Consider the following 16,654-nt stretch of genomic DNA (forward strand, 5'->3'; position numbering starts at 1 on the left):
GCGGGCCCGGCCACCCGGGCCCGCACCGCCCGCGCCCACCACCCACCCGACCGACCACCTCCCCCTCTCTCCACAAGGACCCCCATGCCGGACCAGCGCCACCCCGAACTCACCCGCCTCGCCAACTCCGTGCTCCAGCCGGGCTTCGTGGGCACCTCCGCACCCGACTGGGTGCTCCGCAGGATCGCCGACGGCCTGACCTCCGTCGTCCTGTTCGGACGCAACATCCACAGCCTGGAACAAGTCGCCGCGCTCACCGCCCAGTTGCGCGCCGAGAACCCGGACCTCATCGTCGCCGTCGACGAGGAGGCCGGCGACGTCACCCGCCTGGAGCGGCACACCGGATCCTCCCGGCCCGGCAACCTGGCCCTGGGCACCGTCGACGACCCCGACCTGACCTTCCAGGTGGCCCACGGCCTCGGACGCGAACTGCGCTCGGCCGGCGTCTCCCTGAACTACGCGCCGAGCGCCGACGTGAACTCCAACCCGCTGAACCCGGTCATCGGTGTCCGCTCCTTCGGCGCGGACACCGAGACCGTGGCCCGCCACACCGCCGCCTGGATCCGGGGCCTGCAGTCCGCCGGCGTCGCCGCGTGCGCCAAACACTTCCCCGGCCACGGCGACACCACCGTCGACTCCCACCACGGCCTGCCGCGGCTGGACGCCGACGCCGAGACGATCGCCCGCGTCGCCCTGCCGCCGTTCCGGGCGGCCATCGAGGCGGGCGTGCGCACCGTGATGACCGCCCACATGCTCATCCCGGCGTACGACGAAGAGCTGCCGGCCACGCTCAGCCCCAGGATCGTGGGCGACCTCCTGCGCGGCGAACTCGGGTTCACCGGCCTGGTCATCACCGACGGCATCGAGATGGGCGCCGTGTCCGGCCCCTACGGAATCGCCGGCGCGACGGTCAAGGCCGTCGCCGCGGGCGCGGACGCGGTGTGCGTCGGAGGCGAGAGCGCCGACGAGGCCACCACCGCCGCACTCGCGGACGCCCTGGCGCACGCGGTCCGGTCGGGGGCCCTGCCGGAGGAACGGCTCATCGAGGCCTCCGCCCGCGTCACCGACTTCGCCGGCTGGTCACGACGGCTCCCGCAGGCCGCGCACGAACCGGACGGCGGCCGCGACACCGGCCTGACGGCGGCCCGGCGCGCGGTCCGGGTCCACCGGAAGCCGGGCGCCCGCACCACCCTGCCGCTGGTCGGCGCCCCCCACGTCGTCGAGCTGTCACCCGCGACCCACCTCGCCATCGACGGCGGCACCCCCTGGGGTGTCGCCGACCCGCTGCGCGCACTGCGCCCGGACACCACCTCCGTACGCCTCGGCGAATCGGACCTGGCGCACCACGAGGCCCTCGACCGGGCGGCGCTGGCCCCCGCCGAGGGCCGCGCCCTGGTCGTCGTGGTGCGCGACGCGGCCCGGCACGCCTGGATGGAGCGGGCCCTGGACGGCCTGGTGCGCAGCCGTCCCGACGCGGTGGTCGTCGAGATGGGCGTCCCGTCGGACGCCGCACCCGCCGCCGTGCACCTGAACACGCACGGAGCGACGCGCGTCTGCGGAATCGCCGCGGCCGAGGTGCTGCTCGGCGCCGTCTGACCCGAACCCGAGAGAAGCGACCGACGAAACGGCACGGAACACCGGGGTGAGCCGCACCTGCGCCCACCCCGGACCGTGCGGAGCCTGGAGCGTGGCATGTCGACCCTCGACGCCCTCGAACACCCCGTCCGACCCGAACGTCCCGACCACCTGTACCGCGCGGCCTCGGACCTCCCCTACTTCAGCGCGGACGGCGAGAGCTACCTCTCGCCGGTCCGGTTACGGGACCTGCGCAAGACCCTCCCCTTACGCGTGCTGTCCGAGCAGGACTTCGCCGCCTGGCAGACGGACGGCTACGTGATCGTCAGGAACGCCATATCCCCCGACGCGGCGCGGCGCCTCCTGGACTTCGCGTGGGAGTTCCAGGGCCTGGACCCCGGCCGGCCGCAGGAGTGGTACCCGGAGCGGGAGTTCCGCTCAGAACTGGACCAGCACCTCTACATCTACGGATTCGTCGAGGCCTACCACCACCAGCTCATCTGGGACAGCCGGCAGACACAGCGCGTCTACGACGCGTTCGTCGACGTCTGGGACTGCGAGGAGCTGTGGGTGACCCTCGACCGGCTCAACCTCAACCCGCCCAACGTCGGGAACCGCGACCGGGCCCTCATCGAACCGACCGACCGGGGCTTCGACATCGACCTCCACTGGGACGTGGACAGCACCCTCGGCGTACCGCCCCAGCGGGTCCAGGGAATCATCGCCCTCGACGACACGCACCCGGAGACCGGCGGATTCCAGTGCGCGCCGGAGCTGTTCAGGCGGTTCGACCAGTGGAAGGCCGGCCAGCCGGCCGACCGCGACCCGATCAGGCCCGCGATCGACCGTGCCGAGTACCCGGTGATCCGGCCCGAACTCGCCGCCGGCGACCTGCTCATCTTCAACGGACACCTGGCACACGGCGTCGCACCCAACACCTCCGCGCACCGCGTCAGAGCCGTCCAGTACCTCTCCATGATGCCCGCGCTGGAGGAACACTCCCGGCTGCGGCGCTCCCGCACCGATTCCTGGCGCCGGCTCGCCACCCCCGACTGGAACGCGACCCTGGTCGGCGACGCCACCCGGCACGAATCCCTCCGCTACGGCAGGGCCGCCCTGAACGACCTCGGCAGCAGGCTGCTGGGGCTCCGGTCCTGGGACGCCGAGCGGACCCCGGCGCGGTGAACAGGAGGAACGACGTGCACAAGATCTGCCTGACCCTTCCCACCAACCGGGCCTGCGCCGACACGATCGAAGCGATCGGCCGCGAGGCCGCGTACGCCGCACACCACTTCGGTGTCGAGGTGCACCTGCTGGTCCTCGACTCCGCCGACCGGCCCGCGTACGCACGGCACGCACGGGCCGTCCGCGAGGCCGGGCTCGCACCGGGCGTCGTCGCGCACCACCTGGACGAGGCGGAACAAGAGGTCTTCCTGCGCGCGGCGATCGAGCGGGCCGGCCTCGCCGATCCCGGCCGCGTGCTCGACCTCATGCTGCCGTCCGCGGTCTCGTACGGAGCCTGCACCAACCGCGCCTTCCTCATCGCCGCCGCCCTCGGCTGCCGTTCGGTGCACCGCCGGGACTCCGACAGCCGCTACCAGGAGCACGACGGCGAGCCCGTCTTCCCCGTCCGCCACGAACTGGCCTTCCTGGGGAAGAGCGCGCGCGAAGCGGCCGCCGCCGTCACCGAGGACGCGCTCGCCGCGGAGCACGCGCGGCACGCCGAGCACGCCGAGCACGCGGACTACGCCGACCGGCCGGTGGTCATGGTCGGTGGCTCCTTCGTGGGCGTACCGTCCGTCGACCTGGACGACCTCCGGCGACGCGCCCCCGACGTCCACCGCGAGGTCGTCGGCCTGTGGGCCCCCTCCGCCTGGTCCGACCAGGAGCGGGCGGCCATGGTCGAGGAGTCCTTCAAGGGCGCCGGCACCGAACCGTTCACCCGGGACCACACGGTGCTCGCCCTCGTCGACCCCATGCGGGTCGACATGTGCAACATCGCCTTCGACCGGGAGGTCCACGAGCGGGTCCCGCTGCCCCCGGCGACCGACACCATCGGGAGCGACTACTTCCTCTTCCACCTGGTGCACAACGCCGGCCTGCCCGGCGTCCTGCACAACCGGCACATCGTGAACTTCCACACCGACGAACGCAAGACCGCCGAGGGCTTCACGGCCTACCAGACCCGCTACGCGAAGTTCCTGCTGTCCATGCTCCACTTCCGGTTCCTCCACGACCGCATGGCGCAGGAGGGCGCCTCACTCCTCGACGGACACCACCGGGTCCGGGCCGGCCGGGTGGCCGGACTCGTCCGGGAGAGCGTCGGGCTCGACGACGCGGAGAACGTCCGGCGCCTGGACACCCTCACCCGCTCCTACCGCACCCTGGGCGGCGCCTACGCCGAATTCGCCGAACTCCTGCTCATGAAGGGCCCGGACCTCCGCGACCGGGCGCGCGCGGACATGGAGGACTTCGCGCACCTCGTCGACGCGTGGGCGGCCCTGGTACGGGCGTGCCGGGCCACACCGCTCCGCCCGCCGCACCACGGGGAGGCGTAGCCCATGGCAGCCGAGACACGGATGCGCGGCATCTCCGCGGCCGACTGGGACGCCGTCGCGGAGCTGGAGGCCGCGGTGTACGGCCCCCTGGGGCTCTCCGAGGGGCGGACCGCCCTGGAATCGAGGGGCAGGCCCTCGCCGGGCACCTGCTTCACCCTCCACCACGAAGGGCGAGTGGCCGGATACGTACTCGCCTTCCCCTACCCGGCGAGCCGCTGCCCGGACCTCCTGCGACCGGAACGCACCGTCCACCGCTCGCGCAACCTGCACCTGCACGACATCGTCGTCGCCGAGGACCTCCGCGGCAGGGGATACGGCAGGAACCTCCTGCACCACCTCTCCGCCACGGCGCGGACGGCGGGATACCAGCGGATCTCCCTCGTCGCCGTCTACGGCATGGAGACCTTCTGGGCCGCCCACGGCTACCGCCCCCAGGACGAGGTCACCCCACCACCGCACTACGGCGGGAACGCCGTCTACATGTCCAAGCCGATCCGGGAAGCCGCCCCCGCCACATGACAGCCACACCCACGCCCACGCCCGCCCTGATCCCCTTCCACCGCGCACAGCTCGCCATCGCGTCGGTGTTCTGCCTCCTCGGATTCCAGTACGCCACCTGGGCGTCCAGGCTCCCCGCCCTCACCGCGCGGCTCGACCTCTCCGAGGCACGGCTCGGCATCCTCCTCATGGCCTGCGGCGCGAGCGCGGCAGCCTCCTTCCCGCTCGTCACCGCCCTGATGCGACGACTCGGCTCCCGGCGCCTCGTACTCCTGTCGGCCCCGGTCCTGGCGCTGCTCCTGCCCGTCCTCGCGCTGGCCCCGAACTACCCGACCGCCCTGGTGGTCATGTGCTGCGACGGCCTCGCGGTGGGCTGTCTGAACGTCGCCATGAACGCGCAGGGAGCCGCCCTGGAGGCCGCCCACGGCCGCACCGCCATGGCGCGTCTGCACGCGGCGTTCAGCGGCGGAGCCCTGGGCGCGGCCCTCCTCGCCTCCGGCGTCACCGCCCTGACGCCGAACCTGACGGCGCACTTCGGCCTGGCCGGCGCCCTCCTCCTGCTGTCACTGGCCTGGGCCCGGCCCCGGCTGCTGCCGGACGAATCCCACCGCGGTGCGGAGAAGACCCCCCGGTCCCGGACCGTGCTGTCCGCGGCGGCCCTGTGGATGGGCGCCGCGATGGCCTTCGCGACCGTGACCGAGGGCGCCATGAACGACTGGTCGGCGCTCTACCTGGACACGGTGGCCGGAGCCTCCGAGCAGATCGCCCCGCTGGGCATCGCCGTAGTCTCCGTGACGATGGTGATCGCACGGCTCTTCGCCGACGGCCTGCGCAGCCGCTGGGGCGACGCACGCGTCGTCCGGGCCGGAAGCGCCCTCGCCGGCACGGGGCTGGCGCTCGGTCTGCTGGCGGGCGGAACGGCGCCGGCCCTGATCGGATTCGCCTGCGTCGGCCTCGGAGCCGCCGCCGTGACCCCGTGCGTGTACGTGGCCGCCGCGCGCAGCGGCCCGGACGCGCTCGCCCTGGTCGCCACCATGGGAACCACCGGCCTGCTGGCCGGCCCGGCGCTGATCGGCTTCATCGCGAGCGCCGCCGGCCTGGCCTGGGGCATGGCGGCGGTGGCCGCGTCGGCCCTCCTCGTGACCCTGTGCGCCACCCGCATCACCTGGCAGCGCCCCACCGCCACAGGTCCGGCCTAGGCGGCGTCCTTCGGTTCACGGCGGGCGGGCCGACTCGGGGGCCCGCCCCCGTACCACCGGGGCGGTCCCGTTCCTCAGACGACCAGGACCCGGCGCCCCCGGGTGTGCCCGGCGCGGCTGTCGGTGTGCGCGGCCGCCGCGTCGGTGAGCGGGTACGCCTTCTCGACCGGGATGTGGAGCATGCCCCGGGTGATGAGGCCGACGGCCTCGGCGAGTGCGTCCGGTACGCTCCCGGCCACGCCGGAGAACCGGACGCCCAGCCGTGGCGCACCGAGGTCGGCGATCGAGACGACCTTGCCCGGGTCCCCGGTCAGGCCCACGAGTTCGCGGATCACGCCCGTGCCGGCCAGGTCGAGGGCCGCGTCGACACGGCCCAGTCGCCGCACCCGTTCGACCCAGCCCTCGTGATAGGTCGTGGCGAGGGCGCCCAGGCCGCGCAGATAGTCCTGGTTCGCGGCCCCGGCCGTGCCGATCACCGTGATGCCCCGCGCGCGGGCGATCTGCAGGACCGCCGACCCGACGCCGCCCGACGCGCCGCTGACCAGCAGGCTCTGCCCGGGCCGTACGCCGACCTCGCGGATGATGCGCAGGGCGGTCTCCACCACCGACGGGTACCCGGCCGCCTCCTCGAAGGACAGCCCCCCGGGCATCCGCGCCCAGGCGGACAGCACGGCGAACTCGGCGTACGTGTCGGAGCCTTCGCCGAACACGCGGTCCCCGACCTCGACCCCCTCGACGCCCTCGCCGACCTCGTCCACCACCCCCGCCGCGTCCAGTCCGACCCCGGCGGGCAGTTCGACGGGATGGGCGCCCAGGACCTGGCCCTCCCGGATCCTCCAGTCGACCGGGTTGACCCCCGCCGCCCGTACGGCGATGCGTATCCGGCCGGGACCCGCGTGGGGCTCCTCGGCTTCCACCAGTTGCAGGACCTCGGGGCCGCCGAACTCGGCGAAGCTGATTTTCCTCATGCGGTCGAAGCTAACCCTAACCGTTAGTGTTTAACAACGGTTACGTATTCATACCTGGTAGTGTCAGGTCATGACCGAGCCGCCCGGACGCCGCGAACGCAAGAAGGCCGCGACCCGTCAGAAGATCGCCGACACCGCGCTGCGCCTCTTCCTCGAACGTGGGTACGACGCAGTGGGCATCCGTGAGGTGGCGGCCGAGGCCGACGTGGCCGTCACCACCGTCTTCGCCCACTTCGCCTCGAAGGAGGCCCTGGTCTTCGAACGGGACCAGGACTTCCAGCAGCGCCTCACGCGGGCCGTGACCGACCGGGCTCCGCACGAGCCGCTCATCGCGGCCCTGCACCGCGAGGTCCGGGCCCTGGTACGGCACTGCACGGCGGAGGGCGGCGCCCCCGTACGACGCATGATCGACGGATCGCCCGCCCTGCGGGAGTACGAGGAGTCGATGAGCCTGCGTCACGGACAGGCACTGGCCGAGGCGCTGGCCGCCGACCCCCGCCTCTCCCGGAGCACGACGGCCTGCCGGGCGACCGCGCGGTTCACCATCGACGCCTACTCGCTGGCCCGCCGGGCGGACGATCCCGGGGCCACGGTGGACGAGGTCTTCCGGATGATCGACGCGGCCTGGGAAGCCACCGCACCCTGAGCCCGGTCAGGCGGGAAGCTTCATCACGAGGAGGGGCGCGGTGGTGGGCCGGGGGGAGCCGCCCGCTGGTTCGAGGGTGAGTCCGACGGCGCCGGCGTCGGCGGGACTCCCGGAGAGGATGACCGTGCCGTCGTGGTCGATGAGTCCGGCAGGGCGCATGGCGCCGTCGTGTTCGAGCCACAGCTGGTAGGTCCTGCCCGCTCCGGCCGGCGGCAGGTTGGCGGCGGTGAAGACGGCCCTGTTCTGCCGGCCGGAGGAAACCACCGTGGTCAGCGCGCCGTTCGCAGCCCTCCCGTGGACGGTACGCGCGTCCGGGGCGGCCAGGACGGCGCCCACCGCGTCGAGTTGCTGCTGGGCCCGGCGGGCCTGGGCCCTGAGGTCCTGTTCGTTCTGCGTCTGCCACACGGCGACCCCGCCGAGTACGGCGGCCGCGACGCCGGCCGCCAGCGCCATGGGCACGGCCCGGCGGTGCAGGAAGCCGCCGAACGCGGGCGCCGTCGACGTGGGGGCGGGTACGCGCGGCGGCAGCTGGCGCACCCCGTCGATGGCGGCCATGACCTGCGCCTTGGCGGCGGCGGGCGGCGGCTGGGCAACGGCTGCCGCCAGGCGGGCGGCGGTCGCCCCGAACTCGGCGGCTTCCTGCCGGCAGGCCTCACATGCCCGCAGGTGTCCTTCGAAGGCTTGCCGTTCGCCGTCCTCCAGGGCGCCGAGGGCATAGGCGGCGGCAAGGGCGTGGGCGTCGTTGGCGTGGTGTTTCATGTGGTCACCCCCATGCAGTCGCGGAGCCGGATGAGCCCGTCGCGCATGCGTGTCTTGATGGTGGGAAGAGGAGTGCGCAGGGCTTCGGCGACTTCACGGTAGGTCAGCCCCTGGTAGTAGGCCAGGGTCACCGCCTGGCGCTGGAGCTCGGTGAGACCCCGCATGCAGCGGCGGATCTGCTCGGACTCCAGGCGGATCTCGACCTGTTCGGCGACCTCGTCGAACGCGGTCGTGTGCTCGCGGGCGGCCCGGGCGTGCTCACGGTCGGTCGCGGCCTGGGCGGAGCGGACCCGGTCCACGGCCCGCCGGTGCGCGATCGTCGCCGCCCACGTCGTGACGGCTCCGGCCTCGGGCCGGTAGCGCGCGGCCTGCCGCCACAGGTCGATCATGACCTCTTGCGCGACTTCCTCGGACTGCGCCCGGTCACGTACGACCTTGACCACGATTCCGAACACCATGGGTGCGAGGGCGTCGTAGAGGACGGAGAAGGCCTGTTTGTCGCCGTGGGCGACCTTGTGCATGACATCGGAGAGTTCCTGGCGGGCAGGGTCGCCGGGGCGGCCGGCGCTGAGGGGGATCGGTCGGTTCACCTGAGGGGCTCCGGCCTTGGTGAGGAGGCGAAGGGGCGGCCTGGGGCGGCCATCGGGGGGAGGGGCGTCCATCGCATGCCGGTCCTCGTGTCGTCGCTGGTGCGGGACCGGACCGCCCCCGGGGACGCTCCGGTCTTGGGAAACCTGTGTGTTCTGCCTGTCCTTCGTAGCCGAAGGCCCTGCGGATGGGAGGCCGCTTCGTCCGGCGGGCGCGACCGTGTCGTCCGCCGCGCGGCAGCGAGCCGTTCACTCGATCGGGGGTAGGACCAATCCGCCGGGCGGCGGCTGCCGAACCCCGGGTGTGAGCAGCTTCCGCAGCATCCCCTCCCGCGCCGCACGCGGCGCACTGGCCGGAGTCCTGGCCGCGTTCACGGCTCTGTCCGCGGCCGACCTCGTCGCCGGACTCGTGCGGCCCGCGGCCGGGCCCTTGACGGTCGTCGGGGGAGCGGTGGTCGACCGGACGCCCGCCGCGGTGAAGGACTTCGCGATCCGTACCTTCGGCGAGAACGACAAGACCGTCCTGCGATTCGGAATCCTCGCGGTCCTCGCCGTCCTCGCCGTGGGCCTGGGCGTCCTCGCCCTCTCCCACCGGAGGGCCGCAGCCGCGGGCGTGCTGCTGCTCGGGACGGCGGGCGCCGCCGCGGCCCTGGACCGCCCGGACTCCACCGGCATCGGCGACGCACTGCCCTCGATCGTCGGGGCCCTCGCCGGAGCCGTCGCCCTGTACCTCCTGGCGTCGAAAGCCGTCCCCGCACCCGTACCCGTACCGGCCCCCGCTGGTGCGCAGGGCCGGGGGGACACCGGGGGATGGAGCAGGCGCGGTTTCCTCGCCACGGCCGGCCTCACAGCCGTGGCGGCCGCCTCGGCCGGCGCCCTGGGCCGGCTCTTCACCGGCCGACAGGGCCGGGGCGCCGTCGCCTCCCGCGACGGCCTGGTCCTGCCCGCTCCCGCCTCACCGGCACCCCCGGTCCCGGCCGGCGTCCAGCTGAAGGCGGCCGGGGTCAGCCCCTTCACCACCCCCAACTCCGACTTCTACCGCGTCGACACCGCCCTGACCGTTCCCAGGGTCGACGCGGGCACCTGGCGGCTGCGCATCCACGGCAAAGGCGTCACCCGGCCCCGTACCTACACCCTCGACCAGCTCCTGGCGCGGCCCCTCATCGAACGTGACATCACCCTGACCTGCGTCTCCAACGAGGTCGGCGGCCCCTACACCGGTACCGCCCGCTGGCTCGGAGTCCCCCTCGGTGAACTCCTCACCGAGGCCGGTGTCCGCCCGCCGTCCCAGGGCGGGAAGGCCGATCAGCTGGTGGCCCGCTCGGTGGACGGGATGACGCTCGGCTCCCCGGTCGAGGACGTGACGGACGGCCGGGACGCGATGCTCGCCGTCGGCATGAACGGCGAACCGCTGCCCTTCGACCACGGCTTCCCCGTACGGATGCTCGTCCCCGGCCTGTACGGGTACGTGTCGGCCTGCAAGTGGATCACCGACATCGAGCTCACCACCTTCGACGCCTACGACCCCTACTGGGTCAAACGGAAGTGGGCCCGGAAGGCGCCGGTCAAGACGCAGGCCCGCATCGACACCCCCAAGCCCTTCGCCCGCCCCGCCGCCGGCACCGTCACCATCGCAGGCGTCGCCTGGGCCCAGCACCGCGGCATCACCCGCGTCGAGGTACGGGTCGACGACGGCCCCTGGCAGGACGCGGACCTCGCCGCCCAGGCCTCCGCGGACACCTGGCGCCAGTGGTCCCTTCCCTGGAAGGCGACGCCCGGCGGTCACACGGTCACCGTCCGCGCCACCGACGGAACCGGTCAGACCCAGACCGAACAGCGTGCCCGCACCATCCCCGACGGAGCGAGCGGCTGGCACAGCGTCTTCGTCACCGTCCCCTAGACCACCCGGCCAACTCAACACCCCGTGTAAACGCCCCCGAGGAGCGATCGATCATGAACAGTCCCAAGATCCGCCGTACCGCCGTCGCCGTCGCGGCAGCCGCGCTGCTGCCCTTCTCCCTGGCCGCGTGCTCCGACTCCGGCAGCGGCACCGAGGCGGCTCCCACCGCGACCGCGGGTGACCGGGCCAGGACCGGCGAGAGCGCCCCGGCGGGCGACCCGATGACCGGCGACCAGCCCTTCGGCCCGGCCTGCGCGGGCGTGCCCGAGGAAGGCGCGGGTTCGTTCGCCGGCATGGCCAAGGACCCCGTGGCCACCGCCGCGTCCAACAACCCGGCCCTGTCCACCCTGGTCGCCGCGGTCAAGAAGGCCGGGCTCGTGGACACCCTCAACAACGCGCAGGGCATCACGGTCTTCGCCCCGACCAACGACGCCTTCGCGAAGATCCCGAAGGCCGACCTCGACAAGGTCCTCGCGGACAAGGCGACCCTGACGAAGATCCTCACCTACCACGTCGTCGGCCAGGAGCTCACCCCCGGGCAGCTGGAGAACGGCTCCTTCGAGACCCTCCAGAAGGGCAGGGTGACCACCATGGGCTCCGGCGAGTCCTACAAGGTCAACGGCACCTCCAACGTGGTCTGCGGCAACGTCAGGACCGCCAACGCCAACGTGTACATCGTCGACACCGTCCTGATGCCCAGGTAGCCGGCGGAGGCCTTCGTGCGTCCCTGCCCCTGTTCCACAGCCCCACGGCGAAGACGGCCCCCGAGGCGGCGAACAGGCAGGCGGTGATCAGCAGCCATCGCCCCAGGAACACGTCTGCCGGCAGGCCCGTGCTGGTCGTGTAGTGGCCGACCCGCCCGAGTACCAGCGGCCAGTACACGAGCAGCAGGACGCCGGAGACGAAGGCGGGCACCCGGACGTGGTTGACGCCGGCCCGCGGCGTGCGCGCCGCGTCCGCCGCACCGTGCCCGAGGAGCCGCTGGACGGCCAGGTCGGTGACCGCGTACAGGGGCAGGAGGACGAGGTCGTGCAGGACCGCGGCGCCGACGAACCACAGGGCCACGCCGAAGGCGTCCCCGTCCAGCAGGCGCAGGCCCGCGTAGCAGGCCAGGGCGAAGGAGGCGAGGACGAGGAGCAGATGGAGCGGGGAGGCGCCGTAGCGGCGCCGGAAGGCGGTCGCGACGCGGTCGGCGGCGTCGGCGGGGGGCGGCTTCACGAGGGTCCTCCGAAGGTGAGGCGGGTGACCCATTTGGTGTTGTGGACGCCCGGGGCCCCGGGGACGATCACCCGGGCCGGGTAGCCGTGGTCGGGGGAGAGGGCGGCCCCGTTGACCCGTACGGCCAGCAGCGAGCGCCGGTCCCGGACCTGGCCGTGGCCGAGGACGACCGAGCCGAACGAACCGCCCCGCTGGACGGACTCGACCAGGACCTGCGGGGGGTTGGTGCCCAGGCCCACGAGTGCGGCCAGGTCGGCGAGGCGGACACCGCTCCAGTGCTGGTCGGAGGTCGACCAGCCCTCCACGCAGGCGATGGGCAGCAGCGCTTCGTTCTGCGGCAGGCCGAGCAGCTGGGCGTGGGTGAGGTCGATCTGGCGGCCCGCGCCGCGCACGGTCAGCCGCCAGGCCGGACCGATGTCACTCGGGCGGATGCCGACGGAGGCGGCGGTCTTGTTGATCTGGAAGCCGTTGGGGCCGGAACCCGGTTCCTGGCCGTGCGGGGCCAGCAGCGCCGTCCCGCGGAACCGGCCGCCCACGCTCTGCCCCGCGGTCACGACGAGCAGTGCGAGGGAGCCCAGGCCCACCATGCCCAGCGCGCCCCGCCGGGAGATGGTGGGAGCGGCCGGGTTCGGCGAGACCAGACCGGCCGCCTCCTCGCTGTCCGGGGCCGGCTGCCGAGGCCCGGCGCGCAGGGCCCGTACGGCCCGCTTCAGCCGGAGGGCCACATGGACGGCGAAGGCGCCGATGAACACCCAGGCCCCGTAGAAGTGGAGCGTGTAGAAGGAGCCCGGGAAGACGTAGTGGAGCTGCGTGTTCAGGATGCCGGTGGCGAACTCGAACCCGGCGCCCCCCACCAGCAGGAGCAGGGAGAGCCGCTCGACGGCCTGGGCGGCCGACCGGACCGGGGGCCGGGCGAAGAGCTTCGGGATCACCGACCACAGCTTGGCCAGGAGCACGGGCACGAGCACGACGCCGAGCGTGACGTGCACGCCCTGGGTGACCCGGTAGAGCCAGTACGGAGAGGTCGGCCAGGGGAAGAGGTAGAAGCCGAGCCACCCCTTGTCCGGGGTCTGGTCGTTGACCGGCGAGAGGTCCGGTTCGTACGCGGCGTACGACAGCAGGCCCGTGACGAAGAGGACCGTGGTGCCGAGGAGCAGGACGATCCCGAACACGGCGGTCAGCCAAGGGCCGCGCAGCGGGCTGCGCCAGAACTCCGGGCGGCTGTTCTTCGCGGTCATGGGGTTCCTCCTCGGGTTGCGCGTGCGTGGGTTCACCGGAGCCCTCCCGGTCGGGGTGACGGCTCCGGCACGGGGGTCGCCCGCTCGGGTGCCGCCGGTCGCCCGCGTGCCGCCCAGCCGCAGAGGACGGCCAGCGCGGCGGCGGCGTACACGGCCGTTCCGGCATCCGGGACGAGACGTCCCGTCAGGTAGGCGGCAGCGCCCGCGACCGCGACACCGAGCCATTCCCAGCGGCCGTCGAGCGCCACCAGGGCGATCAGGAGGAGGGCGTACCAGGAGTAGCCGGGAGTGGTCAGGAGGAACGCGGTCCCGGTGACCAGGAGGGCGCCGCTCCACGGCCGTTCGCGGTCGCCCCGCCGGATCACGTGGAGGCTGACGGCGAGCATGCCCGCGACGACGGCGGGCACGGCCCAGGAGTCGGGGAGCAGCAGGCGCAGGAGGGCGTAGCGGTTGCCGGCCGAGGCGTCCTGGTAGCCCTCCTCGTCGGCGTAGCCGCCGAGGTAGCCGAGGACGGAGGAGCGGGAGAGCAGGACGTACGGCAGGTAGAGGGCGGTGAGGACGGCGGCGGCGGGGAGCAGGGTGGCGGCGGCGTCGCGGCCACGGCGTACGCCCGACAGGGCGCCGGGCAGAAGGACTGCGGGCAGGAGTTTGGCCGCGGTGGCCAGGCCCAGCAGTGCGCCTCCCCAGGCCCGGTGGCGGACCGTCAGCCCCAGGGCCGCCACGGACAGCAGGACGGCGAGGACGTCGGCGTGGGCGTTGTTGACGGCTTCGACGGCGACGGCGGGGCACCAGGCCCAGTACGCCGCGGTGCGCGGGTCACCGCGCCGGCGGAGGACGCGCAGCAGTGCCAGGGTGGTGGTGACGGCGAGTACGGCGCCCCCGGCCTGGAAGGCCTTGTGGCGGGCTCCGTCGGGTGAGACGGCGTGGACGAGGAGGAAGTAGAGCTCGCCGGCCGGCGGGTAGACGGTGTGGACGCGGGGGCGGTTGATGCGGGTGCAGACGCCTTCGGACACCGCGGCGAGGTCCGGCCGTCCGCACGCCTCGCCGGTGGGGAACAGCCATGCGTCGCGGTACGGCAGGAGGGCGGCGTCGGCCGGGGCGTGGTCGTAGGGCGAGACGCCCGCCGCCTGCACGCGGCCGTCCCAGGCGTAGCGGTAGGAGTCGGTGCTGGTGCGGGGCGGGGCGACCAGGCCGGTCAGGGCGACGGCGACACCGCCGGCGAGGACGAGGGCGGCGGCGTGCCGGGCGGGTACCCGCCGCAGGGACCACACGGCCGCAGCGAACAGGGCCCAGCAGGCGCCGTACAGCCAGGACAGGCCGGCCGGGTCCGCGAAGTAGCCGTCCTTGCGCACGCTGAGGACGAGCGCCGCGACCAGGGCGGTCACGAGGGCGGCGGTGGCGGCGGTGGCCCGCGGGCCGGCGGTGCGCGGCCGGGTCACGACGCTGCTCCGCCGGGGCCGGGGACCGCCGTGCCGCGGGGCGGTCCGGGCACGAGTTCGGCGAAGTGCCGGCCGTCCACCGTCCAGCCGCCGACGGTGCGCCAGCCGGTGGCCCCGGCGTGCCGCAGCAGGGCCCGGCGGCCGGCCCGGGCCCACGGGAAGGGGGTGCCGAGCGTGCCGCGGCCGTCGTCGAGGCGCACCTCGCACCGCTCGTCCACCTCGACGGGCGCGGCCTCGGCGACCAGGCGTCCTCCGGGGGCGAGCAGCTGCGCGGTGCGCTCCAGGAGCGCGGCGGGATCTCCGCCGATGCCGATGTTCCCGTCGACCAGCAGGGCGGTGTCCCAGCGGCCTTCGCCGGGCAGGGGCTCGAAGACCGAGCGGCACAGGGCCGTGCCGCCCCGGTGCACGGTCCGTGTCACGGCGGCCGGGGTCACGTCGATGCCGAGGGCGCGGTGGCCCCGTACGGCCAGCGCCGCGACGAGCCGGCCGGGGCCGCAGCCGATGTCGAGGACGCTTCCGCGGCAGCGCGAGAGCACGCTCTCGTCGGCGGCGTCGGTCCCGGCGCACCAGCGTTCGACCTCCAGCGGCAGCAGCCAGCCGTCCGTCCTGCGCAGGAAGAGCGGGCCCCGCCCGGTGCGCAGGGCCAGGGCGTACGGGTCGGCCCGCCAGGCCGGGCCGGGGGCGGTGGCGGGCGGCGCGGAGGCGGTGCGGGCGTTCACCGTGCCACCGGTGTCCGGGTGCTGAACCGCCGGTGGAGCGCGGCGAACCGGCCGCCCGGTGCCAGGGCGGCCACCTCGGCGGCGTCGGCGGCGGTGTCCACGTCGCGCAGCCGCGGCAGCAGGCCGGTGCGCAGCCCGGCCCCGCGGAGCCGCTCGTACTGCACCGCCCCGGTCTCGGGGACGGACATGGGCACGCCGAGCAGCAGCGCCGGGTCCGCCGCCGCCAGGCCCAGGGCCCAGAACCCGCCGTCGGCGGCCGGCCCGAACCAGGCGTCGTACGCGTCGAAGTCCAGGGCGGGCGCCAGCAGTTCCGGGGTGACCTGCGGGGTGTCCATGCCGATCAGCAGTGCCGGGCCGGTACGGGCGGCGAAGGCGGCGGCGAGCCGTTCGTCGAGGCCCCCGCCGCACTGCGGCACGACCTCGAAGCCGGGCGGCAGCCACGGCCCCGGGGCGCCGTCCAGGACCAGTACGTGCCGGTCGGCCGGGGTGGCCATGACGGCGGCCAGGGTGTCGGCGAGCGCGGCCTCGGCCAGGCCCGCCGCCTGCTCGGGAGTGAACGGCGGGGTGAGACGGGTCTTGGCCCGGCCGGGCACGGGCTCCTTGGCGATCACGAGCAGGCTGGTCACCGCGCACCCCCGGAACGCTCGACCCGGCCGTCGGCAGCGGGGACGTACGGGGGCTCGGCGAGCACCGCCCGCATGTCGCGGACCGCGTGCCACGTGCCCCGCCAGGTGCCGGTGACCTTGGACCTGCCGCTGCGCGGCAGGTAGGGCACGTCCTCCTCGCGCACCCGCCAGCCCGCGTCGGCCGCCCGGACGACCATCTGCAGCGGGTAGCCGGAGCGCCGGTCGGTCAGCCCCAGGCCCACGAGGCCCTCCCTGCGCATCGCCCGCAGCGGGCCGAGGTCGTGCAGGCGCAGGCCGGTGCGGCGGCGCAGCATCCGGGAGAGCACGAGGTTCCCCGCCCGGGCGTGCGCCGGCCACGCGCCCCGGCCCTGCGGACGGCGGCGGCCGAGCACGAGGTCGGCCTCGCCCGTGGCCACGGCGCGGACGAATCCGCTCAGCAGGCCGGGGTCGAGGGAGGCGTCGCAGTCGCAGAAGCAGACGTACTCGGCCTCGGCGGCCATGAGCCCGGCGTGGCAGGCGGCACCGAAGCCGCGCCGGGACTCCGGTACGACGGTGGCGCCCAGGGAGCGGGCGATGTCGGCGGATCCGTCGGTGGACCCGTTGTCCACGACCAGGGCCCGCCAGCCCGCGGGGATGCGGGCGAGCACCCAGGGCAGGGCCTCGGCCTCGTTCAGACAGGGCAGGACGACGTCCACGGAGTTTTCGGTCACGACTGCCACCGTAG

At 74.2% G+C, this 16,654-nt stretch carries 17 protein-coding genes; 8 read left to right on the top strand and 9 right to left on the bottom strand.

What is annotated here, in order from left to right; translation table 11 throughout:
• Positions 1-84 precede the first annotated feature (84 nt).
• From OG553_RS34850 to OG553_RS34870, 5 genes are all read left to right on the top strand, one after another.
• Positions 85-1,596, top strand: coding sequence for a glycoside hydrolase family 3 protein (locus OG553_RS34850; RefSeq protein WP_405982856.1), 1,512 nt, complete (start codon positions 85-87; stop codon positions 1,594-1,596).
• Between the two features lie 96 nt (positions 1,597-1,692).
• Complete coding sequence (locus tag OG553_RS34855) at positions 1,693-2,760, top strand: phytanoyl-CoA dioxygenase family protein (protein WP_405982857.1); 1,068 nt, start codon at positions 1,693-1,695, stop codon at positions 2,758-2,760.
• Between the two features lie 14 nt (positions 2,761-2,774).
• Entirely contained in the window at positions 2,775-4,133 is a 1,359-nt protein-coding gene (locus OG553_RS34860) for a DUF6271 family protein (protein WP_405982858.1), read from the top strand.
• A 3-nt stretch (positions 4,134-4,136) separates the two neighbouring features.
• A complete protein-coding gene (locus tag OG553_RS34865) occupies positions 4,137-4,652 on the top strand; it encodes a GNAT family N-acetyltransferase (RefSeq protein WP_405982859.1) in 516 nt (171 codons plus the stop codon).
• Complete coding sequence (locus tag OG553_RS34870; RefSeq protein ID WP_405982860.1) at positions 4,649-5,830, top strand: MFS transporter; 1,182 nt, start codon at positions 4,649-4,651, stop codon at positions 5,828-5,830. Before OG553_RS34865 ends, OG553_RS34870 begins: the two co-directional genes overlap by 4 nt.
• Positions 5,831-5,904: 74 nt before the next feature.
• Here the strand turns inward: OG553_RS34870 and OG553_RS34875 are convergent, their stop codons facing one another.
• Positions 5,905-6,798, bottom strand: a complete 894-nt coding sequence (locus tag OG553_RS34875) for an NADP-dependent oxidoreductase (protein ID WP_405982861.1) — start codon at positions 6,796-6,798, stop codon at positions 5,905-5,907.
• Between the two features lie 70 nt (positions 6,799-6,868).
• Between OG553_RS34875 and OG553_RS34880 the strand changes: the two genes are divergently transcribed.
• Positions 6,869-7,444 (top strand): TetR/AcrR family transcriptional regulator, encoded by a 576-nt coding sequence (locus OG553_RS34880; protein ID WP_405982862.1) that lies wholly within the window; start codon positions 6,869-6,871, stop codon positions 7,442-7,444.
• Positions 7,445-7,450: 6 nt separating this feature from the next.
• On the opposite strand, the gene OG553_RS34885 is transcribed toward OG553_RS34880, so the two are convergent.
• Positions 7,451-8,203, bottom strand: coding sequence for an anti-sigma factor (locus OG553_RS34885; RefSeq protein ID WP_405982863.1), 753 nt, complete (start codon positions 8,201-8,203; stop codon positions 7,451-7,453).
• Positions 8,200-8,793 carry an ECF RNA polymerase sigma factor SigK gene (sigK, locus tag OG553_RS34890; protein WP_405982864.1) on the bottom strand — a complete coding sequence of 198 codons (594 nt, stop codon included), beginning with the start codon at positions 8,791-8,793 and terminating at the stop codon, positions 8,200-8,202. Before sigK ends, OG553_RS34885 begins: the two co-directional genes overlap by 4 nt.
• A 301-nt stretch (positions 8,794-9,094) precedes the next feature.
• Here sigK and OG553_RS34895 point away from each other — a divergent pair, with 301 nt between their 5' ends.
• Together OG553_RS34895 and OG553_RS34900 are read left to right on the top strand one after the other, a co-directional pair.
• A complete protein-coding gene (locus OG553_RS34895; protein WP_405982865.1) occupies positions 9,095-10,690 on the top strand; it encodes a molybdopterin-dependent oxidoreductase in 1,596 nt (531 codons plus the stop codon).
• A 53-nt stretch (positions 10,691-10,743) separates the two neighbouring features.
• A complete protein-coding gene (locus tag OG553_RS34900) occupies positions 10,744-11,394 on the top strand; it encodes a fasciclin domain-containing protein (protein ID WP_405982866.1) in 651 nt (216 codons plus the stop codon).
• On the opposite strand, the gene OG553_RS34905 is transcribed toward OG553_RS34900, so the two are convergent.
• From OG553_RS34905 to OG553_RS34930, 6 genes are read right to left on the bottom strand one after another with little or no spacing between them, the layout of a single operon-like run.
• Entirely contained in the window at positions 11,339-11,941 is a 603-nt protein-coding gene (locus OG553_RS34905) for a hypothetical protein (protein ID WP_405982867.1), read from the bottom strand. The two genes, OG553_RS34900 and OG553_RS34905, sit on opposite strands and share 56 nt — an antisense overlap.
• Complete coding sequence (locus OG553_RS34910) at positions 11,905-13,146, bottom strand: molybdopterin-dependent oxidoreductase (protein ID WP_405982868.1); 1,242 nt, start codon at positions 13,144-13,146, stop codon at positions 11,905-11,907. The genes OG553_RS34905 and OG553_RS34910 overlap by 37 nt, the downstream gene beginning before the upstream one ends.
• A gap of 32 nt (positions 13,147-13,178) precedes the next feature.
• The gene (locus OG553_RS34915; RefSeq protein ID WP_405982869.1) at positions 13,179-14,585 is read right to left on the bottom strand and encodes a glycosyltransferase 87 family protein; all 1,407 of its coding nucleotides are present in this window, start codon (positions 14,583-14,585) and stop codon (positions 13,179-13,181) included.
• Positions 14,582-15,304 carry a class I SAM-dependent methyltransferase gene (locus tag OG553_RS34920; protein ID WP_405982870.1) on the bottom strand — a complete coding sequence of 241 codons (723 nt, stop codon included), beginning with the start codon at positions 15,302-15,304 and terminating at the stop codon, positions 14,582-14,584. The genes OG553_RS34915 and OG553_RS34920 overlap by 4 nt, the downstream gene beginning before the upstream one ends.
• Positions 15,301-15,930 carry a DUF2064 domain-containing protein gene (locus tag OG553_RS34925; RefSeq protein ID WP_405982871.1) on the bottom strand — a complete coding sequence of 210 codons (630 nt, stop codon included), beginning with the start codon at positions 15,928-15,930 and terminating at the stop codon, positions 15,301-15,303. The genes OG553_RS34920 and OG553_RS34925 overlap by 4 nt, the downstream gene beginning before the upstream one ends.
• Complete coding sequence (locus OG553_RS34930; protein ID WP_405982872.1) at positions 15,927-16,640, bottom strand: glycosyltransferase family 2 protein; 714 nt, start codon at positions 16,638-16,640, stop codon at positions 15,927-15,929. The genes OG553_RS34925 and OG553_RS34930 overlap by 4 nt, the downstream gene beginning before the upstream one ends.
• Between the last annotated feature and the right edge of the window lie 14 nt (positions 16,641-16,654).

The sequence above is a fragment of the Streptomyces sp. NBC_00158 genome, assembly GCF_045160885.1.
GTDB lineage: Bacteria > Actinomycetota > Actinomycetes > Streptomycetales > Streptomycetaceae > Streptomyces.

Coding starts and splice junctions, on each gene's coding strand:
- OG553_RS34905 (WP_405982867.1), bottom strand. CDS start 11,941: ATGGGTCACCCGCCTCACCTTCGGAGGACCCTCGTGAAGCCGCCCCCC.
- OG553_RS34900 (WP_405982866.1), top strand. CDS start 10,744: ATGAACAGTCCCAAGATCCGCCGTACCGCCGTCGCCGTCGCGGCAGCC.
- OG553_RS34855 (WP_405982857.1), top strand. CDS start 1,693: ATGTCGACCCTCGACGCCCTCGAACACCCCGTCCGACCCGAACGTCCC.
- OG553_RS34850 (WP_405982856.1), top strand. CDS start 85: ATGCCGGACCAGCGCCACCCCGAACTCACCCGCCTCGCCAACTCCGTG.
- OG553_RS34875 (WP_405982861.1), bottom strand. CDS start 6,798: ATGAGGAAAATCAGCTTCGCCGAGTTCGGCGGCCCCGAGGTCCTGCAA.
- OG553_RS34880 (WP_405982862.1), top strand. CDS start 6,869: ATGACCGAGCCGCCCGGACGCCGCGAACGCAAGAAGGCCGCGACCCGT.
- OG553_RS34870 (WP_405982860.1), top strand. CDS start 4,649: ATGACAGCCACACCCACGCCCACGCCCGCCCTGATCCCCTTCCACCGC.
- OG553_RS34865 (WP_405982859.1), top strand. CDS start 4,137: ATGGCAGCCGAGACACGGATGCGCGGCATCTCCGCGGCCGACTGGGAC.
- OG553_RS34885 (WP_405982863.1), bottom strand. CDS start 8,203: ATGAAACACCACGCCAACGACGCCCACGCCCTTGCCGCCGCCTATGCC.
- OG553_RS34910 (WP_405982868.1), bottom strand. CDS start 13,146: ATGACCGCGAAGAACAGCCGCCCGGAGTTCTGGCGCAGCCCGCTGCGC.